Genomic DNA, 18,503 nt, shown 5'->3' with positions numbered 1-18,503 from the left:
TTGCAGCTGGAATAGAGCTTGCAAGAAAACATAATTAAGAATCAATTCTGCAAGAATTACTTGATGTTTAAGCAACCAGGGTTGCTGCGTTAACATTTAAAACATAAAGGATCAGCATGCGCGGTTTAGCAACACTCTTCATATTAGCGTCTGCATTGGTGGTAACACCGACATACTCTGATGAAGGCACCACACTTAAAGGCCCTAAAGGTGTCGATTATGGTGCGCAGGGGCGCTCTATTGGTCCAATTAAACCGACCGATACACTGTGGCGCATTGCCGCTAAAATTCGCCCTGACAACTCTGTAAGTATTTATCAGGTCATGCAAGCTCTGTATGACAAAAACCCATCGTCATTTTTAGACCAAAACCTTAACCATATGCGCGATGGCGCATACCTAAAAATCCCAACCATTGCTGAAATGCGCGCGGTCAATCCAACGTTAGCAAAAGCGCGTTCTGAACAAGATGATGAGCTATGGGAGAAAAAGAAAAACGGCACGCTGACTACTGCTGAAATTAATGAATCGCAAAAGAAAGTAACCCAAGCCCGTAAAGTTGATGTAGACGAAGCAAAGCAAGAGCTTAAGCAAGAAATCAACACCATTAAAACAGAGCAGGGTACGCAGCTAGTCGAGCTTCAAAAGCAGTTTAAATCGTCGGTTGAAAATGTTGAAGAAATCTTAGCTGAGAACAACAAACTCAAAAAACAACTGAGTGGTATTTCTAAAGAGCTTGAAACCGTTCGCGATCAGCTTGGTCAAGACAGTGAAATTCAAAAGCAGCTGAAAGAACTGATCACTAAACAAAATGAAATCATAGAGCAGCAAAGAGCAAAAAAGATTGAAGAGGACAGTGGGTTTAGTTTTTCGAGTTTACTGAGCAACCCATTTGTTCTCGGTGCATTAATGTTTATTCCGGCGTTACTGATCATTGCTGCCGTTGTGATGTTTTTGAAAAAACGCAACAGCGCCAATGATGATACAGATGCCAGCGATGACGATGAATTTTTACCTCAAAGCCCAAGTTATAATGCTGATGATAATTTAGAACCAATTATAGAAACTGATCCACTAGTTCCTGATCCAGTCGAAGACAATGATGACTTGAGTGTGCGTTTAGATGACGACTTAGACCAAGACATGCTGCCAGATGATGACATCATTTTTGACGACAGCATTGATGATAGTTTCGATGAAGATGACAGTGTTTTAAATCAAGATGAGCTAGAAGGGCTTTTAAGTGATGATATTGAGTTTAGCGATGATTCATCTAATAGCGCTGACGATAATGATTTAGATGCATTTTTACAGCAAGATTTCGATCAAACCGATGACGACAGTTTAGGTGATGAAATAGACCTAGATAGTGAACAGTCTCCAGCAGATTCATCGGGTGATATTTTAAGTGCTGATGACATTGATGACCTATTTGATACTGATGAAGGTGACTCGTTAGATAACGCTAATGATGAAATGGCAGCGCTTAGTGAAGAGCTCGCAGAAGATGACGCTGAAGATGATTTTGACATTGATAGCTTAATTGATGAGCAAAACAACACGGATTCTAATCAAGACGTAAACCTAGACGATATTGATGACTTACTCGATGAAAATAATGATGCCTCAACAACTAACGTTGAAGCAGAACTAATCGATGAAGATGATTTCGATATCGACAGCTTAATTGATGAAGCGCAAACAGACGAGCCAGCAGCCGAAGCTAACGATGCATTAGAAAACGACGATCTTGATGATGCGCTGGATGTTGATGACATTGACTCGCTATTAGATGAAGCTCAAGAAGAAGCGCCAGCCGAAGAACCAAGCGCGGATGAACTCATCGATGAAGATGATTTCGATATCGACAGCTTAATCGATGAAGCACAAACAGAAGAGCCAGCAGCCGAAGCTAACGATGCATTAGAAAACGATGATCTTGATGATGCGCTAGATGTTGATGACATTGACTCACTATTAGATGAAGTTCAAGAAGAAGCGCCAGCAGAAGAACCTAGCGCAGACGATTTAATCGACGAAGACGAGCTTGATGATGATTTAGATGTCGATGACATTGATTCATTGCTAGATGAGACACAAGCAGAGCCTGAAGCGGAACTTGTTGAAGAGCAGCCTGAAGAGCTTATTGAAGAGCCTAGCGCAGACGATTTAATCGACGAAGATGAGCTTAATGATGACTTAGATGTTGATGACATTGATTCATTATTAGATGAAGCACAAGCAGAGCCAGAGCCTGAAGAGCTTGTTGAAGAGCCTAGCGCAGACGATTTAATCGACGAAGATGAGCTTAATGATGACTTAGATGTTGATGACATTGATTCATTACTAGACGAAGCACAAGTAGAGCCAGAGCCTGAAGAGCTTATTGAAGAGCCTAGCGCAGACGATTTAATCGACGAAGATGAGCTTAATGATGACTTAGATGTTGATGACATTGATTCATTACTAGATGAAGCTCAAGATGAGCAACAGCCTGAAGAAATACAGGAACCTGAAGAGTTAACTGAAGAATTAGCAGAAGAACCTAGTGCAGACGATTTAATCGACGAAGATGAGCTTGATGATGCTTTCGATGTTGATAACATTGATTCATTACTAGATGAGACACAAGCAGAGCCTGAAGCAGAACTTGTTGAAGAGCAGCCTGAAGAGATTGTAGAAGAACCTAGCGCAGAGGATTTAATCGACGAAGACGAGCTTGATGATGATTTAGATGTCGATGACATTGATTCATTATTAGATGAAGCTCAGACAGAGCCTGAAGCAGAGCTTGTTGAAGAGCAGCCTGAAGAGCTTGTAGAAGAACCAAGTGCAGACGATTTAATCGATGAAGATGAGCTTGATGATGCCCTAGATGTCGATGACATCGACTCACTATTAGATGAAGCTCAAGAAGAGCCTGAATCTGAAGAGCTGCTTGAAGAGTCAATTGAAGAACCAAGTGCAGACGATTTAATCGATGAAGATGAGCTTGATGATGCCCTAGATGTCGATGACATCGACTCACTATTAGATGAAGCTCAAGAAGAGCCTGAATCTGAAGAGCTGGTTGAAGAGTCAATTGAAGAACCTAGTGTAGACGACTTAATTGACGAAGATGAGCTTGAGCATGATTTAGATGTCGATGACATCGACTCATTACTTGATGAAGATGCTAGTGATGAGCAGGACTCTGACGTTGATGATGAGCTTGAAGAGCTTATTCAGCAAACAAATGAGCTGAAGCAAGACACTGAAGCACAGATATCAGATTTAAGTCATGAACAGAGTGACAGTGCAGAGCATGATGAGAATCTACAAGAGTCGCTAGAAGATTTAGCCGATGCTGATCAAGCGGTTGATGACATGAATGTTGAATCGATTGCATCTGAGTTGGTTGATGATGCGGATGATAGTGACGAAGTTGATATCGATGAGGCGCTTAATCAAGAGTTTAATGAAGATAGCGATGAGCTATTAGATGAAGATGATAGTCTTGACGAATTTGATGATCCGTCACTGAAAAGTGTCGATGAGTTATTAAATGAAATTGGTGAAGAAGATGACTATGTTGAAGCACCAGACTGGTCAATTGATGAACCAGAGCAAGACATAGAAGAAGTTGAAATTGATTTAGGCGATGATCCGCTAGCAGATGAAGACCTAACTGATGAATTTGATTTAACCGCCGACGAAGAGCCATTACAGCAAGATACGGTGACTCCTAGCCAAGAGTTGGAAGAGTATCCAGAGCTTGAGCTAGATGAAGCCGGTTTTGAATTGGATGAATCTGATGAAGACATTTCTGGTGAGTTAGATGAAGATGCACCATTACAGTTAAGTCAGGCAGAGCAAGACCTTGCTAATTCATTAGCAACGGGTAATGAGCTTGATCAGCTAGACGATGATTTTGATGATGAGATCTTGCTTGATAATGAATTTACAGAAGATGATGTTCTTGATCCTGAGGACGACTTATCGGATCAATCAAAAAGTGAAGGCACAACAGAGTTAACGAGCGAAGCGCCAATTGACGATGAGGTGGCTGATAGCCAAGACGAATTAGAGGAGTTCCCTGAATTCGAATTGGACGATATTGAACTTGATGATGCCGTAGAAGCTGAGCAAACATTAGCTGATATCGAGTCTAATTTAGCTGACGAGGCTGATTTAAGTGAGCTGTCAGACGATGAAATCGATGATGATTTTATGGCTGACCTTACTCAAACAGACTTTGATGCACTGTTAAATGAACTAGCAGAGCCAGATGAAGCTGATATTGCTGATGCCAGTGAGTTCGACGTTGATTTTAATGCACTATTAAATGAAGACTTACAGGGGGAAAGCGAACAGCCAGTTGAACCTGAAGTACAGGCATTAAGTGCCGAGGAGCAACAAACTACTTCAACGGATGAGTTTGTAGATATCGATTCATTACTTGAACAAAGTGACGATGAAGCACTCGACCACGAACCTTATGATGAGGTTGATATGGATGTAGGGCTGAGTGATTTTAATGACTTACTAGCAGGTGATAACCCAACTGATGTTGATGCCGAAAGTGGTGGTTACTCAGCAAAACTGGACTTAGCTCGGGCATATATCGAAATAGACGACTTTGATGCAGCGTTGCAAGCCATTGAAGATGTTATTGCCAATGGCCCAGAGGAAGTGCAAGAAGAAGCACAATCACTTAAAGCTAAAATTAGCGAGTAATAAGTAAAACTAACCAATAATAAACCGAGCTAACTTCAAGTAGCTCGGTTTTTGTATCTAAGCGAAGGTTATTGCTTGTCTTGTAAGCGACGAGCTTTGAAATCAGACTCGGCTTTCCACTTAGGCCAATCGCCGTTATCAGCAAGTTTGGCAGCAATATCAACAATCAGTTCAATATCTTGCTCAACACCGCCCATAGACCAATCTGCTGAATAGTCGTCAGCTTCTTTATGATATTTGTGCGCGATATAATCAGGATCTGTATCACCTAAACTCATAAATAGTAAGCTAGGAACGCCTTGTTTAGCCAGCGAGAAGTGATCAGAGCGGAAGAACAAACCATTTTGAGGACGCGGGTCCATTTTTACATGACGACCTTGTGCTTTCGCTGCATCTGCAAGGTAGTCTTCCATTTCAGACATGCCTTTACCGTATTGTAATATGTAGTCAACGCCGTCTAGCACGTTCATACCATCAATATTAAGCAGCGCGACCATTTGCTTGGTTGGTACAATCTCGCCAGTTGCGAATTGCTCTGAGCCAATAAGCCCTGTTTCTTCAGCCGTAAAGTTGGCAAAGATAATAGAGCGTTTAAATGGTTTTTTCTTATGCATTTCAGTAAGAATACGGGCTATTTCAACCGTTGCTGCGCTACCTGATGCGTTATCAACAGCACCATTGTAGATTTTCACACCGTCATCAGTTTGCTTGGTGCCAAAGTGGTCCCAGTGCGCACCAATTACAATGTACTCATCAGGAGTTTCGCTACCTTTAAGCGTTGCAACAACATTATGCGATTGCGCTTGAGAGATATCACTTTTCAGTGTCAGCGCTGCTTTCGCTTTTAAGTCGACAGGTTTAAAGTCAGCTTTTAGTGCGTTGGCTTTTTCAGTTTGATAATCAAGGCCTGCTTGAGCAAAAATTTCATTTGCCGCTTGCTCATCAATCCAACCCATTACAGGGATGTCAGAAGCATTTTTATCTTGGTCGATTAAGGTATATTTGCTACCCGTGTTCGAGCTTTCTACAACGCCCCAAGGGTATGCGGCAGGAGCCGTTTCGTGAACGATAAATACTGCTTTTGCACCTTGGCGAGCACCTTCTTCATATTTGTAAGTCCAACGACCGTAGTAGGTCATAGCATTACCGGTGAAAAGTGCGCCGTCTTGGGTGGCAAAACCAGGATCATTAACAAGCACGATAATTGTTTTGTCTTTTACATCAATATCTGCAAAGTCATCCCAATTATATTCAGGTGCATTAATACCATAGCCAACAAACACAACATCAGAGCCATCAATGTTGATCTCAGGGTTAATTTGTTGGGTACGGGCGGTAAAATCACTGCCAGCATTAAAGCTTAAATCACCCACTTGTAAGGTCATGTTTTGATCAGGAGTGAGTTTTGCCATAGTAACTGGCTGTAAATACTCGCCATTAAAACTTCCGCTTAAGCCGAGTTTTTTATATTCATCGGCTAAATAGTTAATGGTCAGTGTTTCGCCTTCAGTTAAAGGGCCACGGCCTAAGAATTCATCAGAGGCGAGGGTTTTAATATGTGAGCGTACATTGGCAATGTTTACGGCTGCATTGCTTTCAGCGTTTGGTTTATCAGTGCTTGTTGTTGGTTGCTCAGAGCAGCCGAATAAACCTATTGCAAGTGCCAAGCTTGCATACTTAAGGTGAGTTGTCATAGTTTTTCTGGTTGATTGCACAGGGTTTCACTATATGGGACGCGAAGGGGGGCTGTCCAGAAAGAGTCTACAAATAACTAATTATTCAGGATGAAAGGATAATAATGCACCTTTCATCCTGTCAATTTTACCACCACGCTTTATCAATCGCCGTATCTTGAATTTTAAATACCTCTCCAACTAGTGGAGTACTCAGTGATACTTGCTCTTGTCCTGCTTTTTTAGCGACACGTTTAAGTGGGTCATACCAAGCATGAAAGGCCAGATCGAATGTTCCATTATGCACTGGCACCATCACATCACCTTGTAAATCGAGGTGAGCTTGCACTGATTGTTCTGGTGTCATGTGAATGTCAGCCCAATCTTTGTCGTAAGCACCGGTTTCAATAAAAGTGATATCAAACGGCCCATAGCGATTACCAATCTCTTTAAAGCCAGCAAAATAGCCAGAGTCACCGCTAAAATAAAAGCGCTTGTCATTTACTTTAATAGCCCAAGAGCCCCAAAGAGTTTTATTGCCGTCTGTTAAGCCTCGGCCAGAAAAGTGCTGGGTTGGTGTAAATACAATTTGGCTATTTGCCATATTTTGCTCTTGCCACCAATCAAAACTATGGACTTTTTGTTCATCAACGCCCCATTTTTTCAGGTCGTTTTCGACTCCTAATGGCACATAAAAAGAATCTGTTTTATCAACAAGCTGTTTAATTGCTGATTTATCTAAGTGATCATAATGGTTGTGTGAAATAAACACTTTAGCAATGTTTGGTAGCTCTTTAATGCTGATAGGTGTTGGCTGAAAGCGCTTTGGCCCCATGAATGAAAAAGGCGAAGCGCGCTCTGAAAATACCGGATCAAATAGCCAGTATTCGCCATACACTTTCGCTAAAATAGAGGAGTGACCTAATTTCACAAAATGCACTGTGTCATTAGATAAACGCTCAAGCTGTGCATGAGAAACAGAATGCATAGGCAGTTCACCTGTTGGCTCTGCATCAATTTTCTTTTCTGTAATAAAGCGTTTGAAGATACCTAGCGTTTTCTTAAAGCTGGGTCTTTCTACCTCAGCACTATTGTGGAACTTGCCATCAGATAATTGCGCAGAGTGGCTGTTATCACTCACGCCTTCAGCGGCTAATTGATTATTCATAATAAACACTCCTATCACGATACATAGAGTGGCGATTGCGAGCCATTTTAGAAATTTCATATCGTCACCATAAGTAAACTACACGGTGTAGTTTTTCATGGTTTGCTATAAAAGTAAACTATCTAGTGCATTTTTTATTTTTGCGTTACACTAGTAACCCTTATCGGAGGGGTCCATGAAATTATCACAGAGAAAACGATTAGATATTTTGAATGCAGCTGAAACATTGTTTTTTCAGCAGGGCGTTGAGCATACAAGTATGGATCAGGTTGCAAGCTTAGCAGGTGCCTCAAAACGTACCGTCTACAATCACTTTGAAAATAAAGATGTGTTGTTTCAAGCAATTCTAGTGTTTATGTTTGAAAAAGTCCGCCAAGAGCAAGCGGTTGTATTTGATGCCGCTGTGCCAATTGCACAGCAGTTAACACGCATTGCTGAACAAGAAGTGGCACTTTTGACCTCTGAAGAGTTTTTAAAAGTAGCGAAAGTCGCTTTCATGCAGATGTTACAGCAGCCTGATTTAGCAAAATCATTAGCCAGTAATAACATGGGCTGTATGCAAGATCTGGTGGCGTTTTTAGAAGCAGGTGTAAAAGCACAGGTTTTAACGATTGATGATGTTGAGTTTGCAGCAAAACAGTTTGTGTATCAGTTAAAGTCGCTGATCTTCTATCCGTTGCTGTATGGCTTTGAGCGCCAAGAAGGCGACTCCGATAACAAAGTAATAAGCGAAACTGTAAAAATCTTCTTAGCGCGTTATGGGCGCTGATATTTTGGAACATAAAAAAGCCCGCTTAATGCGGGCTTTTAAATAGTTGTAAAAGTATTACTTCACTTCTTTACCAGCTGCTTGTTGGTCAGCATGATAGCTTGAGCGAACAAATGGACCACAGGCTGCATGAGTAAAGCCAATTTCGTCTGCATAATCTTTTAAAGCATCAAACTCTGCTGGCGGCACATAGCGTTTAACCGGTAAGTGGTGCTTAGAAGGTTGTAGGTATTGACCTACTGTTAGCATATCAACGTTATGCTCGCGTAAATCACGTAATACTTCTTCGATTTCGCTAATTTCTTCACCTAAACCTACCATCAAACCAGATTTAGTTTTCACATCTGGATGTGCTTCTTTAAAGCGGCGTAACAACTCAAGTGACCATTTATAGTCAGCACCTGGACGCGCTAATTTGTATAAACGCGGTGCTGTTTCTAGGTTGTGGTTAAATACATCTGGCGGCGTCTCGATTAAGATATCAAGGGCTCTGTCCATACGACCACGGAAGTCAGGTACTAGAATTTCAATCGTGATTTCTGGGTTGTGCTTGCGAATTTCACGAATACAGTCAGCAAAGTGCTGTGCACCACCATCACGTAAATCATCACGGTCTACTGACGTGATTACAACATAGCTTAGCTTCATGTCTTTAATAGTCAGCGCTAGCTTTTCTGGCTCAGCTGCGTCTGGCTTTAATGGACGGCCATGGGCAACATCACAGAATGGACAACGACGAGTACAAATAGCACCTAAGATCATGAAAGTCGCGGTACCATGGTTGAAACATTCAGATAGGTTAGGGCACGAAGCCTCTTCACACACTGAGTGTAAACCATGTTTACGCATCGCTTGTTTAATACCATCAATACGTTCAGTTGATTTTGGTAAGCGAATTTTTAGCCACTCTGGCTTACGCAACATTTCGTTTTTTTCAGTCGGTAAAACTTTAACTGGGATCAGTGCCATTTTTTCTGCATCACGCAGTTTTACGCCTGGTTCCATTTTGACTGGTTTATTCATTCGTTTTCAAACCCTTCAGTGTGCTTAACCACAGTAGCATTAAGCTTTTTAATCATGTGTTTTACAAGCCCTGCACCTGCTTGCTCGAGGTTTTGCGGACCGTTAAGATCGGTTGTTTGCACCATGTTCATGCCAGCATAGCCGCATGGATTAATACGTAAGAATGGACTTAGATCCATACTTACATTTAGTGCTAAACCGTGGAAAGAGCAACCGCGGCGAACGCGAAGGCCTAATGAGGCAACTTTGCTGTCGTTAACGTAAACACCGGGTGCATCCGCTTTCGCGTAGGCATCAATGTCGTAGTCTTTTAACGTATCAATAATGCACTCTTCAAGCCAGGTTACTAGCTCCCTTACACCAATGTTTAAACGACGTAAGTTGAATAGCACATACATCATTTGTTGGCCTGGTCCGTGATAGGTAACTTGACCACCACGATCCACTTGGATCACTTCGATATCACCGGTATTTAATAAGTGCTCAGCTTTGCCTGCTTGGCCTTGCGTAAATACAGGCTCATGCTCTACAAGCCAAATTTCATCTGCTGTGTGCTCATCACGGGTGTCGGTAAAAGATTGCATTTTTTGCCAAATTGGCATGTAACGCTGACGACCTAATTGACGAACGATTAATTCTCTTTCGCTCACGAGTTACTCCGTAATCGGCCTATAGCATGTGACGTACGTCATCGATGTTGCTGATCACGTTATAAATTTCTTCAATGTGCTCTTTACTTGTAACCGTTGCTACAAGCGTTACAGATTCGTAATTACCTTTGCTGCTTGGTTTTACCTTTGGCGCATAATCGCCAGGTGCAATTGGTTGCAGCTTTTCTAGGATTTGATCTGTTAGATTTACGTTAGCTAAGCCCATGATTTTAAATGTGAATGGGCATGGGAAATCTAAATACTCGTCAAACTTAGTATTTTTTACAGGTTGAACCACGACGGTGACTCCTCAAACAGTGAGTGTGCTTAATAGAGGTGTTCTCTGCCATTTCTTGGCGTTAAGCAAACTTAGATTACGACGCACTCGACCCAGCGCGACTGATATGGGGCGCATTCTATCATTTTTCAGACAAAAAAAAACGCCTTGCGGTGCAAGGCGTTTATAAACTTTATGACCAGATTACTGAATTTGTAAACGTAGGTAATCGTAGATCTTGCTAAAGAAGCTGCCTTCTTCCACTTCTTCTAGTGTAACTAGTGGATATTGTGCAATTTCTTCACCTTCAAGCTGTAAGAATAGCGTGCCTACTTTAGTACCTTTAGCAAGCGGTGCTTCTAATGTTTTATCAAGTTCGAAGTTCGCTTTTAAGTTTTTACGCTGACCACGTGGAATCGTAATAGGTGTGTCTTCTAAGATACCTAACGATACGTTTTCTTTGTTACCCATCCAAATACGTTGCTCAGCAAAGCTGTCGCCTGCTTTATATGGCGTGATTGTTTCGAAAAAGCGGAAACCGTAGTTCAATAGTTTTTTGCTTTCAACTTTACGAGCACGTTCGCTTTCAGTGCCCATTACTACCGCGATTAAACGCATGTCATCTTTAGTTGCAGAAGTTACTAAGCTATAACCCGCTTCTGACGTATGGCCAGTTTTAATACCGTCAACGTTCATGCTTTCATCCCATAACAATGAGTTACGGTTGTATTGCTTGATGCCGTTAAAAGTGAATGATTTTTTCGCGTATACTTCGTACTCATCTGGTACATCGCGAATAAGTGCAGCACCTAAAGTTGCCATATCACGTGGTGTCGTGAAGTGTTCGTTAGTATCTAAACCATGGCTATTTACGAAGTGGCTGTTAGTCATGCCAAGTTTTTCAGCGTGGGCATTCATTAAATCAGCAAATGCGCTTTCGCTACCAGCAATGTGTTCAGCCATGGCTACACAGGCATCGTTACCTGATTGAATAATAATACCGTGGTTAAGGTCATCAACGCTGATCTGCTTACCTACTTCGATAAACATTTTTGATGATTCAGGAAAATTCTTTGCCCAGGCTTTTTCACTGACTGTAACCATATCAGTTGGTGCAATATTACCTGCTTTGATTTCAGTACCAATTACATAACTGGTCATCATTTTGGTTAAACTAGCCGGTGCTAATTTTGTATCTGCTTCGCCTTCGGCAATCACTTTACCTGTGGTGAAATCAACCAAGAAATAACCTTTCGCATTAACTTGAGGTGGGGCAGGGATAATTTGGGCTGTTGCAGAAAATACGCTAGCAGTGCAAACAAGGCCACAAACGCCACTTAAGATTTTATATTTTATAGATTTCATCGTACTCATTAATGGTTAAAGTTAAACATGTTGCGTTGACCTATTCTAAAGGTCTTACTCACTGTAAAGCAAGAACGCGTTCTGAAATTGGTTTTGTTTTAGCTTTTCTAAAACTGCTTGTGCTTCTGCGGCATCTTTTATTGGACCAAGACGTAACCGATAGATTCCATCTTTTTCAACAATGTTTGTTGGCACATGATATTGCTGACGAAGTTGAAACGCGAGCGCTTCAACATTAGCAAGAGTACTTCCCGCTGCAACCTGAATGTAGCTTAAACGAGGGGCAGAATTGGCAAGGGTAACAGCCTCAACCTTAACACGGGCTGTACCTTGTCGGTAATAACCTAATTTATAGGCCGCAGAATAAGATAAATCGATAATCCGGTCATCATGAAATGGGCCACGGTCGTTTACACGAACAATTACTGATTTTCCGTTATCTAAATTTGTTACTCTGGCAAAGCTCGGTAGCGGCAGTGTTTTATGAGCTGCTGTCATCGCAAACATATCGTACACTTCGCCGTTTGAGGTGTGATAATTGTGAAACTTTCGACCATACCACGAAGCAATGCCTTCTTCAGAGTAGCCAGTTTCATCGAGCATCGGCGTGTAGCGTTTACCACGGACTTCGTAAGGGCGACTAGCGCTTGCACTTTTAACAACCGCCGTGACTATGGCATCTTGCATTTCAAGTTCGGTTGGTTTTCGAAGCGGGGCTGCATCATGCTCCATAGCATAACGGCCTTGCTGAGATGAAGAACTACATGCTGCTAGCAGCACAGAAAATAACGCTATAAGTAAGTAATTGACTCGTTGTGTCATTATTTTAAAAGCATCCTTTTATCGGTGGCGATAGACATGATAATGCCAAATCCGGCCATCAAGGTCACCATTGAGGTGCCACCATAGCTTATTAGAGGTAACGGAACACCTACTACAGGCAGTAAGCCCGAAACCATGCCAATATTTACAAATACATAAACAAAGAAGGTCAGTGTTAATGCGCCGGCAAGCAGTTTACCAAACGCATCTTGCGCATTGACCGCAATATATAAGCCACGGCCAATAATAAACAAGTACATACAAAGTAATAAACAAACCCCAAACAGGCCAAACTCTTCGCTCAGTACAGAAAAGATAAAATCGGTATGACGCTCAGGTAAAAACTCTAATTGTGATTGGGTGCCTTGTAGCCAGCCTTTACCTTCAATGCCGCCAGAACCTATCGCAATTTTCGATTGAATAATGTGGTAACCCGAGCCAAGCGGGTCGCTTTCAGGATCTAAAAAGGTCAGTACCCGTTGTTTTTGATAATCAAGCATTACGTAATGCCAAAACGGCCATGCTGCCAAACCAACAGTAGCAGATAAAAAGCCAATAAGACGCCAACTTAGCCCAGATAAAAACAATACAAATATCCCTGAACTGGCAATCAAAATAGAGGTACCTAAGTCGGGTTGCTCTTTAATTAAAATGGTTGGCACCATTACAATCGCAAAGCCAATAATTAAATGAATGATTCTTGGCGGTAAATGGTTACGCCCGATATACCATGCAACCATCATTGGCACGGCTATTTTCATTAACTCTGACGGCTGGAAACGGGTCACTCCTAAATCAAGCCAACGCTGTGCGCCTTTTGAACTAACCCCAAATAACAACACCCCAACCAGCATCAAAAGCCCCACGCAGTAGAGCGGAATAACCATACTCTTTAATGTGTTAGGTGAAAACTGCGCGAGTATAAACATACCTAAGATAGCGCCAAACATACGTGTTGCGTGGCGTATCATCATTGCAGAGTCTTGGCCGCTAGCACTGTAAACAATTGCTAGGCTGGCTACCATCATCGTCATAAGGGCGATAAGGAGTGGTAAATCGAGGTGTAGGCGCTGCCAAATTGAGCGTTTTTTATTTAATGGGATCATGGCGCGTCACTTTGGGCTATTTGAATCGGGTTCGCTGAGAAGTAGTAATCCATTAATTGACGCGCAATAGGCGCACCAACTGTACTACCACCACCGGTGTTTTCAACCACCACAGAGACCACAATTTGTGGATCGTTATAGGGTGCAAAACCAACATAGATAGCGTTATCACGTTGGCGCTCTTTAAGTGATTTTGCGTCGTAACGCTCACCTTGAGCAATACTCACAACCTGAGCAGTACCTGTTTTACCTGCTGGGTCATAATTCGCCCCTTTAAATGCTTTATGTGCAGTACCTGTGACTTTATGTACGGTGTTGTGCATCGCATCTAGCGCAATTTGCCAATGATGTGGATTTTTTAATACTACAGGTGGCTTTTCATCATTATTAATTTGCGTTACTTCGTTTTCTTTTTTAGCGACTTGTACAAGGTGCGGAGGATGATCGAGTCCACGGTTCACTAATATGTTAGTTGCATTAGCTATTTGCATTGGTGTTGCGGTCCAATAACCTTGCCCGATACCTACAGAAATGGTGTCGCCGCGCCACCATGACTCTCTAAAGCGGGCTTCTTTCCATTCTCGCGATGGCATAATGGCAGATGTTTCTTCGTGAATATCGATTCCAGAGAGTTCGCCAAAGCCAAACTGCATCATAAAGTCACTGATTTTGGTGATCCCTAAACGGTAAGCAACATCGTAAAAATAGGTATCGCATGACTCTTCAATAGCACGATAAACATCAACATGGCCATGGCCCCAACGTTTCCAGTCACGCCATTTGTGCTCCACGTTAGGAATTTGGAAAAAGCCCGGATCCCAAATTTGTGTTTGCTCGGTTACCAGTCCTTCTTCAAGGGCAAGAATTGACATATGAGGCTTAACCGTTGAGGCAGGTGCATAACGCCCTTGCGTGGTTCGGTTAATTAGCGGTCGGTCTGGGTTTAACAACTTTTTGTAATCTGTGCTGCTGATACCATGGACAAATAAATTCGGGTCATAACTTGGGTTGGAGTAAAGCGCTAAAACGCCGCCATCTTTAGCATCAAGCACTACAATGGCACCACGCATGTCTTTTAAGGCATGTTGAGCAATTTGTTGTAAGCCTATATCGAGAGTGAGTACTAAGTCGTGACCAGGCTCAGGTGGCGTGAGGCTTAAAGTGCGGATAACTCGGCCACGGTTATTCACTTCAACGCGCTGCGAACCAACCACACCATGAAGAAGTTCTTCGTAATACTTTTCGATACCCAGCTTACCAATGTCGTGGGTTGCACGGTAGTTCGTTGCTTGGTCTTCTGCTTCCAGTTTGGTGAGTTCTTTTTTGTTGAGTTTGGCAACATAACCTAGGGCATGGGTAAGGGTATCACCATAAGGGTAATAGCGAGCTAAACGCGCTTCGATACTAAAGCCAGGAAACTTATGCTGATTAACCGAGAACTTTGCAACTTCGGTTTCGTCTAAACGGGCTTTTAATACTTGGCTTTTAAAGCGGCGATTGTGCTTAATATCATCTAGAAAGTCAGCTTTTTGTTGCTCAGTTATTTTAATAACTTTTTCAACTTCGCTCAGTGCCTCTTCAAGGTTATCAACTTCCTCGGGTATTACTTCTAAATTATAAACAGGTTTGTTTTCAGCCAGTAATACGCCATTTCTGTCGTAAATAAGCCCACGGTTAGGGGCAATTGGAATAACTTTGATGCGGTTATCGTTCGAACGTGTTTGATAATCTTGATGTTCGATAACTTGGATGTTGTATAGGTTAGATAACAACACACCAATTAACAGTGTAACAAACACAAAACCCACAAATGCTCGGCGAGCAAACAAGTTTGCTTCAGCCGAGTGGTCTCGAATCGTGGGTCTGTGTTTTCGCATTGGCTTTACTACTCGCGATGATAAGGGTGGTTGTTATTCAAGCTCCAGCCTCGGTATAGGCTTTCTGCAACAATGATGCGCACTAGCGGGTGCGGTAGTGTCAGGTTTGATAATGACCACTTTTGCTCAGACGCTGCAATACACTCAGGTGCTAAGCCTTCTGGTCCACCAATCAATAAGCTAACATCGCGACCATCAAGCTGCCACTTTTCCATACTTTTTGCCAGCTGATGGGTATCCATTGGTTTACCCGTCACCTCTAGCGTTACAATGCGGTTACCTTTAGGGATCGCAGCTAGGGTTTTTTCGCCTTCAAGTTGTAAAATACGTTTGATATCCGCATTTTTACCACGTTTACCTGCGGGGATTTCAATTAGCTCAAGAGGCATATCACGCGGGAAGCGACGTTGATATTCTGTGAATCCGGTTTCAACCCATGCTGGCATTTTGGTGCCAACAGCAATCAATTGTATTTTCAAAATGGTTACCTATGTCCTTGCTAAGGGTTAGCCCCAAAGTTTCTCTAGATCATAGAAGTCGCGAGTTTGGTCTTGCATAACATGCACAACCACATCACCTAGGTCTACAAGCACCCATTCACCTTCGTTTTGGCCTTCGTAACCGAGAGGTTCTTCACCAGCATGGCGTGCTTCTTTAGCAACATGATCAGCAATCGATTGTACATGGCGTTTAGAGTTACCTGAGCACACTAACATGTAATCAGTAATGTCAGACTTACCACGAACATCAAGCTGTACCACATCACGGGCTTTCATATCGTCGACTTTATCAAGGGCAAATGCGAGTAGTTGTTTAGAATCCAAAGTGTTTTCTCAAAAATAAATAATCTTAATTTGTTATTTTATCACGCAGGCAGTATTTATTCATCTGTTTGGTAAAGATGATGCTGCGCAATGTATTGACTTACATTGGTAGGTAAAAGTTCCGCTATATCATTATTTAAATGCAGCTTTTTTCTGATTTCGCTTGAGGCGGCATTAACTTGTAAGCCATTTAAAAAGAATAACTTACCTGCAGGGGCTTGTTGTAGCTGGCTAAGTTGCTCTGTTACGGCATTCTCTTTATAAGCTGCAAGTTCACCAGATACTTGGCAGTGCTGCCCCGGACGCTGGTACACCACAATATGACAAAGTTTGACAATTTCTTGCCATTTAAACCATTTATCTAGGCTATTGAATGAGTCCATGCCGATTAAAAACATAATCGGCGCTGCTGGGTTTTCTGCACGAAGCTCTTCTAAACTCAGCAAAGAATAAGACGCACCTTCTCGGTTTAGTTCGCGGTAATCGATAGCAAAATGCGGATTGTCGTCAATCGCAAGTTTTAGCATGTTTATACGATGCTCATCACTTATTCCTGGCTTGGCTTTATGAGCAGGAATAGCACAAGGCATGAAGTAAAGGGTATCGAGTTGGCACTGCTGAACACACTGCTGGGCCATATTAATATGACCTAAGTGAATTGGATCAAAGGTGCCACCAAAAATAGCAATCATCAATTGTTACTCTTAGTCAAAGACCGGGTGGCAAGGTAAAGGTATCGCCACAGGTTGGCAAAATACTAAGCATATTTGCATTAATGCTTGGTAGGGGGCTACAAGGTTGCCTTGTTTATATGCGGCATCAAACTGAGCTAATTGTTTGGTAATTTGTTCGAGTACTTGGATGTTCAAGCGATTTAAGGCCTGTTGTACAACAGCTTGTTGGTTTTTCCAAATATTATACTTTTTGTATAAATCAGCCATATTGGCACCATTCAAGCGCCCGTGTTGCATAGCCAGTAAGTTAGCTGCTTCTTTATTGATGGCCCAAAAAATACTCATGGCTTCAGTGTTATCGGCAGCCAGTTTAGTCATTACTTTAACCGCTTGTTTGGCGTGGCCATTTAATAAAGCATCACTCAAATCAAAAATATCAAATTTTGACTGATTTAGTAGCCCTTGCATCACAGCTTGTTGGTCAATTAGCTCACTACCATAAAGCAAAGATAGCTTTTCTAACTCTTGATGACAGGCAAGTAAATTTCCTTCAGTGGCATCAATTAAGCTTTGTTTCGCGTTGTTATGAAGGTTTAAGTTTAAACGGTAGCATTGCTCATCTAACCAGCGGCTCAGGTGATTACCTGTTAATGGGTAACAAGGAACAAATAAGCCTTGCTTATCGAGGGCTTTAAACCAAGCACTGCGTTGAATATCTTGGCTGGCTTTGGCGCCTTTTAAAACCAAAATAGTATCGGGGTTAGCAAGCTCAACAAGCTGCTTAAAGATTTGGCTGCCTTGCGCACCAGGTTTTTGCTCGTTTAAATCAAACTCAATTAAGGTACGAGCGCTGAACAGTGACATACTTTGATATTGAGCAACAATTTCTTGCCAATCAAAACCCGGCATTAAGGTAAATTTGATTACCTCGGCAAAGCCTTGCTGTTTAGCTACTTGACGAATTTGCATGATGCACTGAGCAATTTGGTAAGGCTCTTCACCAAACACCATGTAAAAAGGCGCGAGACCTTTTTTTAACTGGCTAGGAAGCTGGTTTGCATAACAACGCATTACAGTTGTGATAGCTCACGAACAATACGACGACTCGCTTGCTTACGAATTTCGCTTAATAGCAAATCAAGCTCTTTTGCTTTTGCAAGGGCATTGTCTGGGTCGTCTTGGTAGTTACGATACAATTCAAAGCTTTGATTAATCGCTTTTTGTCCAGGGCGCTTGAGGGTATAGCTTACGCTATAGGCAAGTTCATATTCAGCAACCTGACCATTATCAAATAATGACAAAATTTGACGCTCTAAGCGGTCTTTATGAATCTTTAACTCAGGGTGTTTACCAACTTGGTTAAGCTCAACTTTACTCGCAATCAGTTCTTTTTCGACTAATTCGAATAAGGCTGACTTTTCATCATCACCAACAAGGGTGATTACTTTCAAGTCGTCAGGCAAGTTAGAGGCTTTCTTTAAGTGAAAGCCACAACTTGTCAGCAGTAAACAGACTAGCGCAAGGGCTAGTCCGTTTTTCAGTGCTTGAAGCGCTGCCATC

General features: G+C 42.1%; 16 protein-coding genes. 2 read left to right on the top strand and 14 right to left on the bottom strand.

The window, feature by feature from the left end:
* Nucleotides 1–116 precede the first annotated feature (116 nt).
* Complete coding sequence (locus tag AOG27_RS03880; protein ID WP_054551678.1) at nt 117–4,715, top strand: FimV/HubP family polar landmark protein; 4,599 nt, start codon at nt 117–119, stop codon at nt 4,713–4,715.
* 68 nt (nt 4,716–4,783) lie between these two features.
* Here the strand turns inward: AOG27_RS03880 and AOG27_RS03875 are convergent, their stop codons facing one another.
* Together AOG27_RS03875 and AOG27_RS03870 are read right to left on the bottom strand one after the other, a co-directional pair.
* Nucleotides 4,784–6,409, bottom strand: coding sequence for a M28 family metallopeptidase (locus AOG27_RS03875; RefSeq protein WP_082389181.1), 1,626 nt, complete (start codon nt 6,407–6,409; stop codon nt 4,784–4,786).
* A 127-nt stretch (nt 6,410–6,536) separates the two neighbouring features.
* Nucleotides 6,537–7,556 (bottom strand): MBL fold metallo-hydrolase, encoded by a 1,020-nt coding sequence (locus AOG27_RS03870; RefSeq protein WP_235523670.1) that lies wholly within the window; start codon nt 7,554–7,556, stop codon nt 6,537–6,539.
* 175 nt (nt 7,557–7,731) lie between these two features.
* Here AOG27_RS03870 and AOG27_RS03865 point away from each other — a divergent pair, with 175 nt between their 5' ends.
* Nucleotides 7,732–8,325 (top strand): TetR/AcrR family transcriptional regulator, encoded by a 594-nt coding sequence (locus tag AOG27_RS03865; protein ID WP_054551676.1) that lies wholly within the window; start codon nt 7,732–7,734, stop codon nt 8,323–8,325.
* 57 nt (nt 8,326–8,382) lie between these two features.
* On the opposite strand, the gene lipA is transcribed toward AOG27_RS03865, so the two are convergent.
* The 12 genes from lipA to lptE form a co-directional block, all read right to left on the bottom strand.
* The gene (gene lipA, locus AOG27_RS03860; protein ID WP_054551675.1) at nt 8,383–9,348 is read right to left on the bottom strand and encodes a lipoyl synthase; all 966 of its coding nucleotides are present in this window, start codon (nt 9,346–9,348) and stop codon (nt 8,383–8,385) included.
* Nucleotides 9,345–9,998, bottom strand: a complete 654-nt coding sequence (gene lipB / locus AOG27_RS03855) for a lipoyl(octanoyl) transferase LipB (protein ID WP_082389180.1) — start codon at nt 9,996–9,998, stop codon at nt 9,345–9,347. The genes lipA and lipB overlap by 4 nt, the downstream gene beginning before the upstream one ends.
* A 19-nt stretch (nt 9,999–10,017) precedes the next feature.
* Complete coding sequence (ybeD, locus tag AOG27_RS03850) at nt 10,018–10,296, bottom strand: DUF493 family protein YbeD (protein WP_054551674.1); 279 nt, start codon at nt 10,294–10,296, stop codon at nt 10,018–10,020.
* Between the two features lie 183 nt (nt 10,297–10,479).
* Nucleotides 10,480–11,640 carry a serine hydrolase gene (locus AOG27_RS03845; RefSeq protein WP_054551673.1) on the bottom strand — a complete coding sequence of 387 codons (1,161 nt, stop codon included), beginning with the start codon at nt 11,638–11,640 and terminating at the stop codon, nt 10,480–10,482.
* A 54-nt stretch (nt 11,641–11,694) separates the two neighbouring features.
* Nucleotides 11,695–12,462 carry a septal ring lytic transglycosylase RlpA family protein gene (locus tag AOG27_RS03840; protein WP_054551672.1) on the bottom strand — a complete coding sequence of 256 codons (768 nt, stop codon included), beginning with the start codon at nt 12,460–12,462 and terminating at the stop codon, nt 11,695–11,697.
* Entirely contained in the window at nt 12,462–13,568 is a 1,107-nt protein-coding gene (rodA, locus tag AOG27_RS03835; protein ID WP_054551671.1) for a rod shape-determining protein RodA, read from the bottom strand. The genes AOG27_RS03840 and rodA overlap by 1 nt, the downstream gene beginning before the upstream one ends.
* The gene (mrdA, locus tag AOG27_RS03830) at nt 13,565–15,445 is read right to left on the bottom strand and encodes a penicillin-binding protein 2 (RefSeq protein WP_054551670.1); all 1,881 of its coding nucleotides are present in this window, start codon (nt 15,443–15,445) and stop codon (nt 13,565–13,567) included. Before mrdA ends, rodA begins: the two co-directional genes overlap by 4 nt.
* A gap of 8 nt (nt 15,446–15,453) precedes the next feature.
* On the bottom strand, nt 15,454–15,924 hold the full coding sequence (gene rlmH, locus AOG27_RS03825; protein WP_036967350.1) for a 23S rRNA (pseudouridine(1915)-N(3))-methyltransferase RlmH: 471 nt from the start codon (nt 15,922–15,924) through the stop codon (nt 15,454–15,456).
* A 27-nt stretch (nt 15,925–15,951) separates the two neighbouring features.
* Entirely contained in the window at nt 15,952–16,269 is a 318-nt protein-coding gene (gene rsfS, locus AOG27_RS03820; RefSeq protein WP_054551669.1) for a ribosome silencing factor, read from the bottom strand.
* A gap of 56 nt (nt 16,270–16,325) precedes the next feature.
* Complete coding sequence (gene nadD / locus AOG27_RS03815; protein ID WP_054551668.1) at nt 16,326–16,961, bottom strand: nicotinate-nucleotide adenylyltransferase; 636 nt, start codon at nt 16,959–16,961, stop codon at nt 16,326–16,328.
* A gap of 12 nt (nt 16,962–16,973) precedes the next feature.
* On the bottom strand, nt 16,974–18,014 hold the full coding sequence (holA, locus tag AOG27_RS03810; RefSeq protein WP_054551667.1) for a DNA polymerase III subunit delta: 1,041 nt from the start codon (nt 18,012–18,014) through the stop codon (nt 16,974–16,976).
* Complete coding sequence (lptE, locus tag AOG27_RS03805) at nt 18,014–18,502, bottom strand: LPS assembly lipoprotein LptE (protein WP_054551666.1); 489 nt, start codon at nt 18,500–18,502, stop codon at nt 18,014–18,016. The genes holA and lptE overlap by 1 nt, the downstream gene beginning before the upstream one ends.
* Nucleotide 18,503 lies beyond the last annotated feature (1 nt).

The sequence above is a fragment of the Pseudoalteromonas lipolytica genome, from assembly GCF_001306915.1.
Classification (GTDB): Bacteria; Pseudomonadota; Gammaproteobacteria; order Enterobacterales; family Alteromonadaceae; genus Pseudoalteromonas; species Pseudoalteromonas simplex.
The sequence above is the reverse complement of the archived record's forward strand: the minus strand, read 5'-3'. Positions and strand labels throughout refer to the sequence as shown.